General features: G+C 40.2%; 11 protein-coding genes. 8 read left to right on the plus strand and 3 right to left on the minus strand.

Annotated features, from left to right (window positions below):
* Window positions 1-262 precede the first annotated feature (262 nt).
* The 3 genes from PMAL9190_RS01655 (at window position 263) to PMAL9190_RS01665 (ending at window position 4,501) form a co-directional block, all read left to right on the plus strand.
* Window positions 263-961 (plus strand): DUF2786 domain-containing protein, encoded by a 699-nt coding sequence (locus PMAL9190_RS01655; RefSeq protein ID WP_065168904.1) that lies wholly within the window; start codon window positions 263-265, stop codon window positions 959-961.
* 296 nt (window positions 962-1,257) lie between these two features.
* Window positions 1,258-2,562 carry an inosine/guanosine kinase gene (locus PMAL9190_RS01660; RefSeq protein ID WP_060998016.1) on the plus strand — a complete coding sequence of 435 codons (1,305 nt, stop codon included), beginning with the start codon at window positions 1,258-1,260 and terminating at the stop codon, window positions 2,560-2,562.
* Between the two features lie 505 nt (window positions 2,563-3,067).
* On the plus strand, window positions 3,068-4,501 hold the full coding sequence (locus PMAL9190_RS01665) for an amino acid permease (protein ID WP_087843631.1): 1,434 nt from the start codon (window positions 3,068-3,070) through the stop codon (window positions 4,499-4,501).
* 91 nt (window positions 4,502-4,592) lie between these two features.
* Here PMAL9190_RS01665 and hrpA read toward each other — a convergent pair whose 3' ends face one another.
* Both hrpA and PMAL9190_RS01675 read right to left on the minus strand, forming a co-directional pair.
* A complete protein-coding gene (gene hrpA, locus PMAL9190_RS01670; RefSeq protein ID WP_268808096.1) occupies window positions 4,593-8,567 on the minus strand; it encodes an ATP-dependent RNA helicase HrpA in 3,975 nt (1,324 codons plus the stop codon).
* A 169-nt stretch (window positions 8,568-8,736) separates the two neighbouring features.
* Window positions 8,737-10,128: an MATE family efflux transporter gene (locus PMAL9190_RS01675; RefSeq protein WP_087843632.1), complete on the minus strand. Its 1,392-nt coding sequence runs from the start codon at window positions 10,126-10,128 to the stop codon at window positions 8,737-8,739.
* 126 nt (window positions 10,129-10,254) lie between these two features.
* On the opposite strand from PMAL9190_RS01675, the gene PMAL9190_RS01680 reads away from it, so the two are divergent.
* The 3 genes from PMAL9190_RS01680 (at window position 10,255) to PMAL9190_RS01690 (ending at window position 12,773) form a co-directional block, all read left to right on the plus strand.
* On the plus strand, window positions 10,255-11,115 hold the full coding sequence (locus tag PMAL9190_RS01680) for a helix-turn-helix transcriptional regulator (protein WP_087843633.1): 861 nt from the start codon (window positions 10,255-10,257) through the stop codon (window positions 11,113-11,115).
* Between the two features lie 123 nt (window positions 11,116-11,238).
* Window positions 11,239-12,213: a zinc transporter ZntB gene (locus tag PMAL9190_RS01685; protein WP_087843634.1), complete on the plus strand. Its 975-nt coding sequence runs from the start codon at window positions 11,239-11,241 to the stop codon at window positions 12,211-12,213.
* A gap of 104 nt (window positions 12,214-12,317) precedes the next feature.
* Entirely contained in the window at window positions 12,318-12,773 is a 456-nt protein-coding gene (locus tag PMAL9190_RS01690) for a tellurite resistance TerB family protein (RefSeq protein ID WP_087843635.1), read from the plus strand.
* Window positions 12,774-12,855: 82 nt separating this feature from the next.
* On the opposite strand, the gene PMAL9190_RS01695 is transcribed toward PMAL9190_RS01690, so the two are convergent.
* Window positions 12,856-15,255 (minus strand): helicase-related protein, encoded by a 2,400-nt coding sequence (locus PMAL9190_RS01695; protein ID WP_087843636.1) that lies wholly within the window; start codon window positions 15,253-15,255, stop codon window positions 12,856-12,858.
* 198 nt (window positions 15,256-15,453) lie between these two features.
* Between PMAL9190_RS01695 and PMAL9190_RS01700 the strand changes: the two genes are divergently transcribed.
* Together PMAL9190_RS01700 and PMAL9190_RS01705 are read left to right on the plus strand one after the other, a co-directional pair.
* Window positions 15,454-16,350 (plus strand): 1,4-dihydroxy-2-naphthoyl-CoA synthase, encoded by an 897-nt coding sequence (locus tag PMAL9190_RS01700; RefSeq protein ID WP_060998009.1) that lies wholly within the window; start codon window positions 15,454-15,456, stop codon window positions 16,348-16,350.
* 257 nt (window positions 16,351-16,607) lie between these two features.
* Window positions 16,608-18,296, plus strand: coding sequence for an NAD-dependent malic enzyme (locus PMAL9190_RS01705; RefSeq protein WP_087843637.1), 1,689 nt, complete (start codon window positions 16,608-16,610; stop codon window positions 18,294-18,296).
* Window positions 18,297-18,387 lie beyond the last annotated feature (91 nt).

Here is an 18,387-nt window from a genome sequence, read left to right on the forward strand (position 1 = left end):
TTAACTCCTAACTTTACAATAACTTAAAAAGCTTAAATAATATCCTTTTCATCTGGTAACTATTCTTAACATTGATAATTCAACTTGTCCAATATTCTGTATACCGAATAATTAGATGATATTTTTCAAACTACAACAGTACAAAAGATCAATCTCCTATCGCAATTAATATCAATTCTCACAGTTATCACAATTCGATGCTTGTAGTATGTGGTCATAAAGCGGTAAAATATGTGCCCTCTTTTAGTCATGAGTATGTTTAATGTCAGAACAGAAGCGAAAGGCCCTCAAGAAAATTGCAAAATGCCTTGAGTTGGGTAACTCAGCAAATGTAAACGAAGCCGCCCAAGCCATTCGTATGGCTCACCGCCTCATGCTCAAATATGGTCTAGAAAAAGACGATATTGAATTCATTAAGATGGGCAAAACCAAATCAAAAACACTATTACCAGCGGATATTAGTTCACAAATTCTCAAAATCATTCGTGGTATTAATCGTCGCTTTGGGGTTGAGTGCGTTCTAACTAATTATAAAGGGTTAAAACAAGCTGAATTTATCGGCACTGCTGAGCGTGCTATTTTTGCAGCATTTGCCTTTGATATTGTTTACCGTGAAATGAACCAACAAACAGGTCAATTCCGCAACAGCTTTGCCGGTACAGGTACAAGTACAGCAGAAGTAGCTCGTCGCGTATCATCCTTTCTGGCAGGCTGGCTTGAAGGTGCATTAGAAAAGTTACCCGTTTTAAATACTGATGATGATCATGACCAACGTATGGCCAACTATATCGATAAGCAGTTTGAAAATTTAGATCGTGAAACGTTTAAAAAGCAACTCCAAGAAGCAATGAAAGCATTAACAGATGACTACGAAAAAGGCATGAAAAAAGGCCGTTCGATTTCTGTTAACCGTCCTGTTGGTGGTACAAGTGCTCAACAAGAGCTCAAACGCTTAAACTAAATTTATCGTTTTTAAACAAAAAAGTCGCTTATGCGGCTTTTTTTATAAAAGTAGCCTGTAATGACCAGTCATAGCAATAAATGTTCTCTTATTATTTACCAACAAACCATACGAATTGAACAATAAAAACACCATTAAACTTACCTTATTGGTATCTGTACGTAGCTTTTTGAACAAGTCGTTTAAAAAAGCGGCAAAAGAATCTATTTCAATGTAAGAACATCAAAGAAGTGAGATTTATCTCTCATTTTTATGATAGAATGAATCAAAATCCCTTATTTCTATAGCCTTTAGACATGAAATTTCCTGGTCAACGTAAGTCAAAGCATTACTTCCCTGTCAATGCTCGCGATCCATTGGTTGTTCAAATTCAACAAGAAAACCCATTAGCTAAATCACATCTTGTTGGCGTAGGCCAAACGATTGTTGATATTGAAGCCCGTGTCGATGACGACTTTTTAGCCAGACATGCTCTAAGTAAAGGCCATTCATTAGTCCTTGATGAAGATAAAGCTGAACTGCTGTATCAGGAATTAAAAGAACGTAAATTGATCAGCCATGAATACCCTGGTGATACAATTGGTAATACGTTACATAACTACTCTGTATTAGCGGACGATAAATCAATTTTACTTGGCGTAATGAGCAAAGATCTTCAAATTGGCTCTTATGCTTATCGTTACCTTTGTAATACTTCTAGCCGTATTGATCTTGATTACTTACAGCCTGTATGCGGCCCGATTGGTCGTTGTTACACGTTGATCACCAAAGATGGTGAGCGTACATTTGCAATCAATGAAGGCCAAATGAATCAGCTTCGTCCTGATAGCATTCCTGAATGTGCATTTAAACAAGCCTCTGCACTTGTGCTTTCTTCTTACTTGGTTCGCGGTAAACCTACCGACCCAATGAAAGATGCAGCACTTAAAGCCATTGAATTTGCTAAAAAGAATAATGTACCTGTAGTACTGACCCTTGGTACTAAATACGTTATTGAAGATAAACGTGAATGGTGGATTGAGTTCATCAAAGAACACGTTACCTGTATCGCAATGAATGAAGAAGAAGCTGAAGCACTTACAGGCGAAACAGATCCTCTAATGGCTGCTGATAAAGCACTAGAATGGGTTGATATGGTATTGTGTACTGCTGGCCCTGCAGGTCTTTATATGGCAGGTTACACTGATGACGAGCTAAAACGTGAATCAACATTGCCATTATTGCCTGGTCAAATCCCTGAATTTAATAAATATGAATTCAGTCGTCCAATGGCAAAAGCAGATTGTGAAAACCCTATTCGTGTTTACTCACATATTGCACCTTACCTTGGTGGCCCGATGGAAATTAAAAATACCAACGGCGCAGGCGATGCTGCACTTTCTGCACTATTGCATGATATGTCAGCAAACCGTTTCCATAAAATCAATGTACCTAACTCTGCAAAACATACTGCGCAGTTTTTGTCATACTCTTCATTCTCTCAAATTTGCCAATACTCAAACCGCGTAAGTTACGAAGTGCTGATTCAACACGCACCTCGCCTTTCTCATGGTTTACCAGAACGTGAAGATTGCTTAGAAGAAGCATACTGGGAACGTTAATTAACAAATACTGATTACCTTTTTCTAAAAAGAGCGAATTTTCGCTCTTTTTTTATATCTGTTAGTTACTCATGTTTTCTATCACATAAACATTAATCGTTGGTGACTGATTTAAGATGATAACTTCGCTCATAATAACAACTGTAAATAACAGGCCTTCTCGTTAATTTTAAAATTGCCTTAATCAACTGATTTATAATCATAAATAAAAACAACTGTACATAAAACATTCATTTTTAGTGCATTTTTATCGGCTTTTGATAATTAAATAATAACTCTTAACTAAGATCACATTGTCGACATTCAATCAACAGCAAACTGTGACCAAGTTAAAGGAAAAGCTTTTCATCGCTATATTTTAGTAAAAGTTTTACTAAAATCCATTCCATGTTAACTAAGTTGATGGCATTAACACCATTAAGTTAGTGGTTTCTTTCTCGCATCTTTTGATAACACATTTACGTCTAGCCTGAGTTATCATGGAATCGATTCAACGGAGGACATTATGTCTGAATCTATGCGCGGTACGATTGGAAAGTTTGCTCTATTGTCTATGACATTTGCAGCAGTATTCAATGTCCGTAATATCGTTAATAACAACATCGAGTTAGGGTTAAGTTCAGCCCCCATTTTTCTTTTTGCCACGCTAGTGTATTTCATTCCTTTTGTTTTCATCATTGCTGAATTTGTCTCTGCCAATAAAAACTCTGAATCGGGTATGTATGATTGGATCAAACAGCCACTTGGTACCAAAGCGGCCTATATGGGTTCATTTTTATACTGGTTTGTAAATCTATTTTGGTTTATCTCATTGTTACCTAACGTTATTGCCTACGCATCCTATGCTATGTTGGGTTATGAATATGCATTCTCGCCAATGGTAACGTCGATGATTTCGATTGTTTTATTTGCCGCCGCAACGCATATCTCAACCAAAGGTGCAACATGGCTAGGTAAAATTTCAGAGCTCGTTGCTTATGGTGTCTTCGCGCTGTTTGCTATTTATGTTATTGGTGCCTTAATGGCATTAAATGGTGACACTCCCCCTGCTGAGCCAATTACTTTAGCAGCCATGACCCCAACCATTAACTGGGCAACATTGGGTATTATGTGTTGGATTTTCCAAGCAGCTGGTGGTGCAGAAACTGCAGCCGCATACTTAAACGATGTTAAAGGTGGCCAGAAATCATTTATTAAAGTGATCATTGCTGCAGGTGTGCTTATTGGCAGCATGTACGCGATTGGCTCTTTACTCGTTAACGTCTTTGTTGCACGAGGCGACTTAACTTACTCTGGCGGTATGGTTGAAATCTTTACGGGTATGGCACATTACTTCGATATTTCAGCGCCTTTAGTCGGTCGTTTTGTTGGTATCGTACTATTTATTGCCATGTTTGGTGCGATGATGATGTGGACTGCAGCACCAGTTAAAATTCACTTTTCAGAAATTCCAGAAGGTGTATACGGTGAAAAAACGACTCAGCTAAATAAACACGGTGTCCCTGTACGTGCCGCTTGGTGGCAATTTGGGTTTGTATTTATCATGCTGATTGCTAACGGTTTTGGTTCTGAGTCAGTTCAAGAAATGATGAGTACGGCAATTAACTTAACTGCGGGTACTGCAATGTTACCACCGATCTTTATTATGGTGGCTTATTTTGTATTCCGTCTTAAACATGATGATACTCCACGTGATTTCCGTATGGGCTCTCGTCTGTTTGGCATGGGAATGGTATCAGTGCTGATTGTTATCTTTATTGTAAGTATGACAGCTTCAGCCTTCCCTCCTGGTGTCGATCTTGTTAAAGCATTTTTTATCAATGTGTTTATGACAGCAGTCTTTGCAGGATTAGCTTACTTGTGGATTTCTCGGTTTGAGAAAAAAACCGCTCAAGCATCACCATCAGCAAAAAATAAAATCGCAACACAAACGCACTAATTAGACATATTCCCCCTAAAACAAAAAGCCGATGCGGTTATCGCATCGGCTTTTTCATTTATAGAACTTGTATTGCTACTAAATTAAGTGACTAGCACTCATTAATAGCATTACGCACTCGCTTATCTGAAATTGGATAAGGTGTTCCTAGCTGTTGAGCAAAGAAACTTACACGAAGTTCTTCTATCATCCAGCGTATTTCTTTGACTTTATCAGGCACAGGTTGCCCTTTCGGAATCTTATTCAATAGTTCTTTGTATTCATTAACCACTGATTCAATTTTCAGAACATGTACGCGATCTTTATTTGGATCAATCGGCAGTTTTTCCATACGGCGCTCAATAGCACGCATATAACGTAAAATATCAGGTAAACGCTTCCAGCCACATTCAGTTGCAAAGCCTTTAAATATCAAACCATCAATTTGGGCTTTAATATCCGACATTGCAAATGCCATGCGTAAATCGATACGGCCTTTTAAGCGTTTAGAAATATTAAATGCTGTTGTTAGTATTTCTTCTACCTGTTTAGCAATTTCAACTACCGTATCACCAAGTTCAGCACGAACATACTCTTTCAATGCTTCAAAGGTTTCAGGCTGCCACGCTAAACCGCCTTTTTGTTCTATCAGCTTATCGATACCACATGCAATACAGTCATCAATCAAATCAAGTACACGGCCGTAGGGGTTAAAGTACAAACCTAACTTTGATTTATTTGGTAAGTTTGAGTGCAAGTACTTAATCGGTGACGGGATGTTTAATAAAATCAAACGTCGTTGACCCGCTTGCATTGCATTATGCTGTTCTTCTTCCGTTTCAAACAGTTTAATACCAACTGAATCTTTGTTATCTGTTAACGCAGGGAACGCTTTAACTTCAAAGCCTCCACGCTTTTGTTGGTAACGCTCAGGTAGCGCCCCAAAGCTCCACGTTTTCAAACCCTCTTGTTCAATGTCATCATCAGCAACTTGCGATAATGTTTCTTGTACTTTTTCTTTAAGGTTATCTTTTAGACCATAAATATCTTTGCTTTCACGTAGCTTGCGATTGTGATGGTCAACTGCACGGTAAGTGATCTTAAGATGATCGGGGATCTGGTCTAATTTCCAATCTTCACGAACCAGAGTCACACCCGTCATTCTTTTCAGCTCTTTCTCTAATGCGTCTAGTAATGGCATCTCCATCGGCTTAACACGCGCGAGAAATGCATCGGCATAATTAGGTGCTGGAACAAAGTTACGACGTAACGTTTTGGGTAGCGCTTTAATGAGTGCAACCACAAGTTCATGACGTAAACCAGGAATTTGCCAATCAAAACCATCTGGCTTCACTTGGTTTAAAATCGCCAATGGCACATGAACAGTCACACCATCGTTATCTTCACCCGGCTCAAACTGATAACTTAATTTAAGCTTCAAGTTTCCTTGATGCCAGAAGTTAGGATAATCAAGATCAGTGACATGGCTGGCATCACCACGGAACAACATCTCACGTTCAAAGTTAAGCAGTTCAGGGTTTTCTTTTGAGGCTTTTTTCCACCAGCTATCAAAATGACGCCCAGAAGTAGCTTTTAAATCAATACGCTGATCGTAAAAGTTAAACAGCTCGTCATCATCAATCAAAATATCACGGCGGCGAGATTTATGCTCTAGCTCTTCAACTTCACGTAATAGCTTACGGTTTTGTTGATAGAACTTATGCTTGGTGTCCCAATCACCTTCAACTAATGCTGAACGAATAAAGATTTCACGTGATAACGCTGGATCAATATTGCCGTAGTTAACTTTACGTTTAGCTACCACCGGAATGCCATAAAGAGTGACTTTCTCAAACGCATGTACTGCGGCTGATTTTTTCTCCCAATGAGGCTCACTGTAACTACGCTTGATCAAATGCTCAGCCAATGGTTCTACCCATTCAGGCTGAATTTTAGCACCAATTCGACCCCATAAACGCGAGGTTTCAACCAGTTCAGCCACCATTACCCATTTCGGCTGTTTCTTGAAAATGCCCGATCCTGGGAAGATATTAAAGCGAGCATTACGCGCACCTTGATATTCATTCTTCTCTTGATCTTTCATACCGATATGCGAGAGCAAGCCACTCAACAATGCGATATGAATACCGTCATAGCTAGCTTCATTGCCATTCATTTTTAACTCAAGCTCTTTAACGACTTGGTTAACTTGATAGTAAATATCTTGCCACTCACGAATACGTAAATAGTTTAAGTATTCTTTTTTACACAAACGACGGAAATGATTATTAGATAACGCTTTCTGTTGCTCTTGAATGTAATCCCACAGGTTCACAAACGTGATAAAGTCAGAATCTTTATCGTAAAAACGACGATGTTTTTCATCTGATTGTTGCTTTTTATCCGATGGTCGCTCACGTGGATCTTGAATAGATAGCGCACAAGCAATGATCATCACTTCACGTAACGAACCCGTTTTAGGTGCTTCTAATACCATACGCGCCAAACGTGGATCGATAGGTAAACGGGCTAACTGGCGACCAAGATTTGATAATCGCTTACGTGGATCGCTCGCTTTAGGGTTGATTGCCCCTAACTCTTCTAGCAAACGAATACCATCTTGAATATTGCGATTATCAGGTGCTTCTACAAATGGAAATGCTTGAATATCGCCCAAGCCAATTGCCGTCATTTGTAGAATAACTGACGCTAAGTTAGTACGCAGGATTTCTGGATCGGTAAACTCTGGGCGTGATAAGTAATCTTCCTCAGAATACAAACGAATACAAATACCTTCTTGTACACGACCACAACGTCCCATTCGCTGATTAGCACTCGCTTGTGAAATCGCTTCAATGGGTAGACGTTGAACTTTAGTGCGATAGCTATAACGGCTAATACGCGCAGTACCTGGGTCGATAACGTATTTAATTCCTGGCACTGTTAGCGATGTTTCTGCAACGTTGGTCGAAAGAACAATTCGACGACCGTTGTGAGACTGGAAGACTCTATTTTGTTCACTCGCTGATAATCGTGCATACAAAGGTAAAATTTCAGTATGACGCAAATTGCGTTTTTCTAATGCATCTGCGGTATCACGAATTTCACGCTCACCGTTCATAAAGATCAGAATGTCACCCATGCCTTCATCACACAGTTCATCAACTGCATCAAAAATAGCATCAAGCTGATCGCGATCAGTATCATCGCCATCTTCAACAACAGGACGATAGCGAACTTCTACCGGGAATGTACGGCCAGATACTTCAATAATAGGCGCATTATTAAAGTGTTTTGAAAAACGCTCAGGATCGATGGTTGCCGAGGTAATAATTACCTTTAAATCCGGGCGCTTAGGCAATAACTCGCGTAAGTAACCCATGATAAAATCGATATTAAGACTACGTTCGTGAGCTTCATCGATAATGATAGTGTCATATTGACTTAAAAAACGGTCGTGCTGAATCTCTGCCAGCAAAATACCGTCAGTCATTAATTTAACGTGGCTACGCTCGGAGACTTGATCGTTAAATCGTACTTTATAGCCGACATGCGACCCTAGCTCACACTCCATTTCCTCGGCAATACGAGTAGCAACAGAACGTGCAGCTAAACGACGAGGTTGAGTATGACCAATCATACCGTGAGTACCACGTCCAAGCTCTAGACAAATTTTAGGTAACTGAGTCGTTTTGCCTGAACCTGTTTCACCTGCCACAATAACCACTTGGTTATGTTTAATCGCTTCTGCAATCTCGTCTTTTTTCTGACTAACGGGCAGCTGAGCCGGATAAATAATTTTAGGACGATGATTTCGGCGTAATTCCACCGTCTGCATTGATTTAGCAATATCTAACGCAATTTCATCAAATACTGCATGCTTTGATTTTTCATTTTTAATTCTTGATGCGCCTTGTACACGTTTGTGTAGACGAAAACGATCGCGCATCATGCAATCTTTAATCGCAGACTTTAACGTTTTTTCGTTATTCAACACGTCTGCTTGAGTTTGATTCGACTGACTCAATGTAATTCCTGTCTTTTCAATGACTAATTGATACCGATCATTCACATACAACAATGCCATCGGTATAACTTGGCGATTCGAAATTTTTTGTTAATTCTATCACAAATCAAACGGTGTGATCGCTGCTAAAAAGATAATTACTTACAACAGCCTAATCAGTCATAAAAAAGCCCATTCGTTGGCATTCAAATGGGCAAATCTTATTGATAAACAATGCGTTTACAAACAATCACATCGAAACTAATACATTGTCAGTATCATTGATTAAATTCGCTAACCACTTACGGCCACGAATACGATAGGTTGTCAGAGCGACTTTCACTACTTCTTCAGCTAAAATAGCCGTTAATACCCAATGTAGAGGCCAGCCTAAAAATATTCCGGTAAAAATCGCCAAAGGAATACCTACTCCCCATTGACCAAATAAATCAATGAAAATACTGTATTTAATATCACCACCGCTGCGCAATACACCACCAATACCCACCATGTTAAATACTTTCAAAAACAACCCAAGCGCAAGTACCATGGTGACATTTAATGACATGGTTAAGTTAGGCGTATCTGCCTGTTGAAGCCACAAGCTTACTGTATCACTCGCTAGCCAAATTGAGATGCCTAGCACAAAAGCCATCGACACACTCAACCCAATAAAAAACCATGATTGATGCCAAGCACGTTGGTAATTTTCAGCGCCGAGTTCATGACCTAAGATAGTAGAAGCGGCAACAGCAAAACCAATGAAGGCTGAAATAAGTACTCCTTCAATCGGAGCCAGCAAACTAATAATGGCTAACTCTGTCACACCTAACTGAGCAAAAATAACACTGTAAACCAACACCCCCATCGCCCAGCCTGCATCATGAATGATCATTGGCATAGCAATCGCAAAGTATCGTTTACGGGCTTGTGGTGTTTTAGCAGTATCAATATCAATCGCTAACGGCAGAATTTCACGATGCCGGTAATAAGTAACCGTTAATAAAATTACCGTTTGAATACCACGTGAAATTGTTGTCCCTAACGCCGCTCCTGCAACCCCCATTTCAGGAAAACCGTATAAACCAAAAATCAATAATGCATTTAAGGTTGCATTTAGTAACACCGCTACCAAACCAACATAAGTCGGCATTTTTGCTTCACCAACAGCGCGTAAAGCGGCCTCCAATGGCACGACAATCGCCGTAAAAATAATGCTCCAGCCACATACATATAAGTAATCTTGAGCATGAATGACAAAATCAGCTTGATCACTAATCACAGCGACTATTTGTTGTGGAAACAAACGGTAAATGATGGCAAAAGGTAACGTAAAAGCAATCGCACACACCCACGATTGTAATAAGGTTCGACGCACGCCATCCATTCTCCCTGCGCCAAAATATTGCGCGGCCAAAACACCAACAGCACCACTGACGCCTACCACCAGCAATAAATTGAAAAAGAAAATACGGTTGCCAATACCCACAGCAGCTACTGGCGATTCACCCAGTTTTGACACCATCAGTACATCGACTAAACCCAGTAATGCAAACAGCATCGACTGCATTGAAACCGGTAATGCTAATCGCCACGTTTTATACCAAAAATTTCTATCTGCTGATGTACGCCATGTCGTCATAATTACATACTCAATTAACGGTTAGCTTGTGATAGTGATCATACCTAGTGTTATTAATTTGCGGTTATTCTAAGCAATCAAAAACGTTTGCCAAACTATCAAATTTAATCAAAAAAGGACTTTTTAATGGCATGGTTTGAACATTTAAATATCTCATCGCAATGCCAATCAATCATTATTGACCAAGTACAATCATTAGCCTTGGAACAAAAACACATCATTCAATGTGGCATTAATTATGGCAAAGAAGCATTTACTATTTATCGCCGTAACCCAGATATGCATATGTTGTTATTTACTATCAAAGGCCGCGGTAGACTTAGTACGCCAGCCAAGCAATGGGATTTACAACCAGAGCATGTCATCTATGTCCCGCCGGGGCATGAAAATGGATTTGATATCAATCCAGATGAGAATCAGGAACTTATTTGGGATATGGCATGGGTAATGTTAGAACAACAAAGTTATTGGGATCAGCGTTTACCCGATGACATAACCTATTATCCAACTCAGTCAGGAACATTATTATTTCAAACTATCAATTGTCTTCAGCAAGCACTGTGTTTGAGCTATCCCCTTGCAGATCAAATTTCAACCAATATCACTGAACAATTATGCTTACTGGTCGCTAACCGCACAGTGCCTCACTCCCCTTTGGCTTTACAGCGTTTAGAGCGCGTCTTTCAGCATGCTAAACGGCAATTACACTACCCATGGCAAGTAAAAGATCTCGCCGCTGTATATCCATGCTCTGAACCGCATTTACACCGTCTATGTCAGCAATATTATAGCCAAGCACCAATGGCACGTTTGACTCATTTACGTATGGAGCATGCTGCCGGTTTATTAACCACTACATCATGGCCTATTCAACACATCAGTGATTTTTGTGGTTATCCAAATCCAACCAATTTTAGTACCCGTTTTAAAAGCTGGAGCTCTTTTAGTCCACGTCAGTTCAGATCACGGTTTCAGAATGAACCTTAAGCCTTTACTGCTCAATCAATAACCATCAAATATTTTATTTTCTATCGATGGCTTATATCGGTTAAGCTTATAAGCATAAAATAAATAAGACTTAAGTACTTAGCACTATTGAAGGGATCCTCTATGCCACATTGTTTTGCTTACTGTTATCAACTTAATGGCGATCATTCCAAACCAGCACTGACCCTTGATAAAATTAATAACTGGCAACCCGATGATGGTCTGCTTTGGTTACACCTTGATTTTACTCAGCCACAAGCACAGCAATGGATACAACAAAGTCAATTACCTGATATCGAGAAAGATTCACTAACCAATGATCGAGATCGCCCACGTTTAAACCAAACTAAAGATGGCTTTTTCTTAGCACTACGCGGCGTGGAAATAGATAAAAACGCCCACAACAAACCCTCTGATAAAATGCTGTCTATTCGTGGTTATTTTACTCAAAACCTCATTGTTACTACTTCAGATCAGCCTGTCGTTGCGATCTCTCGTATCGCCGCTCATATTGAGGGCGGCTTTGGACCAACAACCATTGGTAATTTTATTTTAAGTTTATGTGACCATTTGGTCAGTCGAAAAATGAAGGTTATTGATAACCTTGATGAACAATTGACAGAGCTTGAAGAGCAAGTCATGACTGATAGCGATATGAATTTACGTAATAGTATCGCGGTATTACGTCGTGAAACGGTAAAATTACGCCATTCAATGACCCCGCAGCGGGACGCATTAGCAAAATTAATTACCATTGAAACACCACTACTTTCTTTAGCAGAACGTCAAAAAATTCATGAGGTTGATGAGAAAATCAGTCATGCACTTGACGATCTTAATGCAATTCGTGAACGCGCCAATGTCACCCAAGAAGAATTAATGAGTTTGCAATCAGAAGCATTAAATCAACGTTTATACTTTTTATCGCTCATTACCACTGTCTTCTTACCACTTGGTTTTTTAACCGGTTTATTTGGGGTTAACCTTGATGGCATTCCAGGAGCCGAGGATCATCTGTCATTTTCAATCTTCTGTGGATTATTAGTCGGAGTATTGATTCTACAACTGGCATTATTTTATCGTCGAAAGTGGATATAACCTATAAAACTGCAAACGTATATTTAGCGACTTTTATTTTTTCGTCATCTCGTTATAAACTTAAGAGTTAATTATAGGTAATTATTATCAAAATAAGGGCCACAATGTTTTCAACATTACGAACTTTGTTTAGACAAGTTATGAATGACAGTGCGAGTGCTGGCGCAGTCGATACACCAACACTTAATCTCGCAATGGCATCATTGCTGTGTGAAGTCGCCAACGCTGATCATGATCGTGACCCACGCGAAGAACAAGCTAAAATACAACTGTTAATTAAGCTGCTTGATACCACAGAAGATCAAGCACTAATATTACTAAAACAGGCACAACAACAGAGTCAAAAAGCAGTGTCTTTGTATGAGTTCACCAATAAATTACGCGCGCTATCACAACCTCAACGCTACCAGTTGATTGAAGCTATGTGGCAAGTCGCTTATGCTGATGGCGTAATAGATCCTTTAGAAGAAGCGGTGATCAGACAAGTCTCAGACTTGATCTACTTAGATCACTCTGAATTTATTCGTGCCAAACTAAACGCGGCAAACTTAGCCTCATAATCACAACATCAACGACATTGCATCTTAACGTTGTAAGCCACAGTCGCTATTTACTACTGTGGCACGTTCATTTTGTCTACTATTAGTGTATATCAATGGTACGGCTGGCTTTTTTATATTTAATTCGCCAACCTTGCCAGCGTGGTAATTCCCACCGTTTAGGATCTTGCTTACGGTTGCCTTGATGATAATGTGCAATCACAGTTTTACGGCTGATCTGATATTCTATCCGCATCTCAAAATCATTTAATCTCACACTGTGCGGGTATTGATCATCAAACGCCTCACGTTCCCAATCAGGAATACCATCAAATACAAAATCTTCGGCACTAAATAAAGCAATATCATCAATAGTTTCAATGCCAAGCTCGGTAATTTGTTGTGATAACCATGTGGTTAAATCAACCACTTCAGGCTTACGCTGACACATATCAGCGTGATAATGACCTAAACCTAAGTATAAATTCCATTGTTGAATATCAACACGTAACCTTGCAGCTAATCCTTCTAATACATCATTGGCTAAAATCAAATCAACAATCGCATTACTGGCAGCTGCACCACTGACATCTTGCCATTGAGTGTCAATAACCTGCCCTGCATAGATACGTTCGATGGCGGTTTGAAAATGACCTTTGCTGGTTTCAACGGTTTGTCCTTGGCGATTTTCACCGAGATCAAGCGCAACAATTTGTGACAGTGTCACTGGTGCAATACACGTTGCCAAAACGAGATTTTGCTTGACCCCCTTTCCGGGCAAGGCAAATTGATCAAAGACTACTGCAGCTTCAGTGGCTTGATCATGTTCTATTGCAAATAACGTATCCCGACTTAATGTGACTTCATTTAAGCCATTTGCTAATGCTTGGCGACGCCGCTGACGACGTATATAAACTAATTCAGAGGCAGCATCCATCACAGCTTCTATCCACGGCTGACGCCGAAATGCACTACTCACTTCAAGCTGCGGCAATTGCAGTACTTCGCGCATTTTAGACGCTAACAATCGTGCTTCTGCACGCATGTTGTCATCAACGGTTAACCATTCAGGAACAGGAGCGGCTCTTACAATTTTAATTAATGCCGTTGCATCGCAATATTGCTGTCCGAGCCATAAAAACAACGCCTGCTGATCTTGCTCTGATTTCGGCGGTTGCCACAATTTCTGCGGAATAGATAACGCTGCCGCTAAATCAACCATGGCTTCTTGATGGCGGCGCTCAGGCATCGCAGTAATTAAATGGGCAAATAAGCTATCAATCGGTAATTGATACAAACGCCGACCATAATCAGTGACAGTCTCATCATTTGTGACTGCTTTCATAGCCAGCAAAGCCTCAAAGGCGCTCGCTAAGGTTTTCTCTGGCAAAGGATCAATAAAAGTCAATTGTGAAAATTTAGCATCACAGCATAAAGCGGCTAAATACGGTTCAACTAACTCTTCACGTTGTAATTCTGCAGGCGTTAATCGCTCTAGTGGCGCAGCTTTGCCATATAAACGCAGACAGACACCATCTCTTACTCGCCCAGCACGGCCTTTACGTTGCTCTGCGCTGGCTTTGGAAATCGCATGCAGTGATAACACCGTTCGACCATTGCGTTGATGAGTACGACGCTCTAAACCTGAGTCAATAATTAATGTTACACCAGGAATGGTCAGCGATGTTTCAGCAACATTAGTGGCTAAGATAATCCGTTGTTTCTCACAAGCGGTTAATGCCCGTTGGCGTTCATCATCAGTAACTGAGGCATGTAATGGGATCACATCAATCTCACCTGCAGCAACCTCATCGATAAAATAGCGCTTTAGAGATTGAGTTATTGAAGTAATTTCCTTTCTACCCGGTAAAAATATCAATATATCTTGGTGATCTTGATAATGTTGACTGAGTAATTTAACGATCCGCTGTTCAAGATGATCGCCACTAGGCATCGTTTGGTTATCTGCAGCACAATGATAAACCTCAACCTCAAAGTTGCGTCCTGTCGCATGTAAATGAGCCGCAGCTAAATATTCAACCAGTCGTTGGCTATCAATAGTGGCTGATGTAGCAACTAAGCGATGGCTCTGACGCTGTCTTAATAGTGCTAGCAATAAATCAGTATCCCAACGCCGTTCATGGAATTCATCAATAATCACAATGTCGAAATGGGATAACTGATCGTCACTTAACCACCGCAGTGCAACGCCAGGTGTTGCAAATACAACTTGAGTATTTTCATCAAAATGTTGTTCAAAACGAATCGCATAGCCTACTGAAATTTGCTGTGGATTAGCCACTTCAGTGGTTAAGTATTCAGCTAACGATGTACAGGCGACACGTCGCGGTTCAACCACCAGCACACGACCAACTTGTGCAGCCCATAAAGGTAAACGAGTTGATTTTCCCGATCCGGTTTCAGCTTCAACCACTATGTGCTGCTGAGATAATGCTGTTAAAAAATCGGACTTAATACTATCAATAGGCAATGAAGCGTACATAATTCAATCTATTACTGATTCTGACGGTCTTATTGTGACAACAAACAATGGTAATGTCATTGCACAGCTTACATAGTTGTTGATTCCATAAACAATCACCCATTAATTTTAGATATTATGTCAGTTTCGTCCTACAATAATTGACTTTTTGCTGTAACTCCCTAGCCTTACAGCATCTACTTATGGAGGCTGCGCCGTATGACTAGCAAAACCATTTTTAACCCTGAATTATGGGAAGCCGTTCCGGGCTTTAACTTTGAAGATATCACTTATCATCGTGCCAAAGCGCATGGTACTGTACGTATTGCCATTGATCGCCCTGATTGCTTAAATGCCTTTCGTCCAAAAACGGTTGATGAACTGTACACTGCGCTTGATCATGCACGTCAATGGTCTGATGTTGGCTGTGTATTAATTACCGGTAATGGTCCATCGCATAAAGGACAGTGGTCTTTCTCATCGGGTGGCGATCAACGCATCCGTGGTAAAGATGGCTATAAATATGAAGGCGCCGAAGAAGGGACTGCCGATGTGGCTCGTATGGGTCGATTGCATATCCTTGAAGTACAACGTTTGATTCGTTTTATGCCAAAAGTTGTAATTGCGGTTGTTCCGGGTTGGGCTGTTGGCGGTGGTCATAGTCTGCATGTGGTATGCGACTTAACCCTTGCATCAAAAGAACATGCTGTATTTAAACAAACCGATCCTGATGTAGCATCATTTGACTCTGGTTATGGCTCTGCATACTTAGCAAAAATGATTGGCCAAAAACGTGCTCGTGAAATCTTCTTCTGTGGTTTTAACTACAGTGCTCAAGAAGCTTATGACATGGGTATGGTTAACAAAGTCGTTGATCACTTTGAGCTTGAAGAAGAAGCACTGCGTTGGGCGAAAGAAATTAACAGTAAATCACCAACAGCAATGCGCATGCTTAAATATGGCTTTAACTTACCAGACGATGGTCTTGTGGGTCAGCAATTATTTGCAGGTGAAGCGACGCGCTTAGCTTACGGAACAGCTGAAGCACAAGAAGGTCGTGATGCTTTCCTTGAGAAACGCGATCAAGATTTCAGTAAATTCCCTTGGCATTATTAATCGCAGATTATCATTAATCTCATCTGTTTACTGACAAATAAAAGCTCTTACTTTTAAGGGCTTTTATTTTATAAAGTACTTTCCTGCTGCAAAAAAACGCCATATTTATTGTTATTAATAAAATAAACACCAGAAACATGATCACTTTCTCGAAATAAATCACTCTACCCTTTGAATTATCAACGATGAAGTTCTAGCATTAGCACAATTGAAATAATCGTTCCTTTTTCTGGCTTAATCGCAACAGAGTTTACTGTATGAACAACAATAAAAGACCGCTATATATACCTTACGCCGGCCCAATACTTCTTGAGACGCCATTACTTAACAAAGGCAGCGCATTCTCTGTTGAAGAGCGTATGTTCTTCAATCTAGAAGGTCTTCTACCTGAAGCCATCGAATCAATTGAAGAACAAACTGATCGTGCTTATCAGCAATATCAAAAATTCGATAATGATATGGATCGCCATATCTATTTACGTAATATTCAAGATACTAACGAAACGCTTTTCTACCGTTTAGTTGAAAATCATATCACCGAAATGATGCCGATTATTTACACGCCAACGGTGGGCTCTGCGTGTGAAGATTTCTCCAATATCTATCGTCGTGGACGCGGTTTATTTATTTCATACCCAAATCGTGATCGTATTGAAGACATGCTCAATAACGCGTCACGTCAAAATGTAAAAGTGATCGTTGTTACCGATGGTGAACGTATTCTTGGTTTAGGCGACCAAGGTATCGGTGGCATGGGTATTCCTATTGGTAAACTATCACTTTACACCGCATGTGGTGGCATTAGTCCTGCTTACACCTTGCCTGTCGTACTTGATGTAGGTACTAATAACCCACAACGTTTATCTGATCCTATGTATATGGGTTGGCGTCACACTCGTATAACGGGTAGCGAATATGACAATTTTGTCGATGACTTTATTCAAGCTGTTAAGCACCGTTGGCCTGAAGCATTAATTCAATTTGAAGATTTCGCTCAAAAAAATGCCATGCCGTTACTTGAACGTTATAAAGATAAAGTGTGCTGCTTTAACGATGACATTCAAGGTACTGCTGCTGTCACTGTTGGTTCATTATTAGCAGCATGTAAGGCCGCTGGTACCAAATTATCAGATCAACGTGTCACTTTCTTAGGTGCAGGCTCTGCCGGTTGTGGTATCGCAGAAGCGATTATTGCCCAGATGGTGGCTGATGGTATTACTGATGCTCAAGCACGTAGCCAAGTATTCATGGTGGATCGTTGGGGCTTGTTAGTTGAAAACATGCCAAATCTACTCAACTTCCAACAAGCACTAGTACAGAAAAACACCAACATTCAAGATTGGGAGTTGCTAGATAATAACATCTCATTATTGGATGTTATGCGTAACGCTAAACCTACGGTATTAATTGGTGTTTCTGGTGTACCTGGATTGTTCAGTGAAGAAGTGATCCGTGAAATGTACGCTCACTGTCCTCGCCCTATTATCTTTCCATTATCAAACCCAACCAGTCGTGTTGAAGCAACACCGTTTGATTTAATTCATTGGACTGAAGGTAATGCACTAGTTGCAACAGGTTCACCTTTTGATCCTGTTGTTTACGAAGGTAAAACTTACCCAATCGTACAGTGTAACAATAGCTATATTTTCCCAGGTATTGGTCTGGGTGTGCTTGCAGTTAATGCTCGCCGTGTAACCAATGAAATGTTGATGGAAAGTAGTCGTGCTTTAGCTGAATGCTCACCATTAGCGATTCATGGTGAGGGCCCGTTATTACCCGGTCTTGAAGATATTCAAAAAGTATCACGTAAAATTGCTTTTGCGGTTGCTAAAAAAGCAGTTGAACAACATAAGGCACCAAAGAATTCTGATGAACGTATTCGTGAGAAGATCGATGCTAATTTCTGGCAATCAGAATACCGTCGTTACAAACGTACTTCATTCTAAATTTAACAGCCTTTAATCTCTAATTCGAAGCGTTCGATAACGCTTCGAATTTTTATTTAAAGCGTTTTAATGCATGAACTTGCGCACAAAA

Source organism: Photobacterium malacitanum, assembly GCF_900185615.1.
In the GTDB taxonomy this organism is placed as follows: domain Bacteria; phylum Pseudomonadota; class Gammaproteobacteria; order Enterobacterales; family Vibrionaceae; genus Photobacterium; species Photobacterium malacitanum.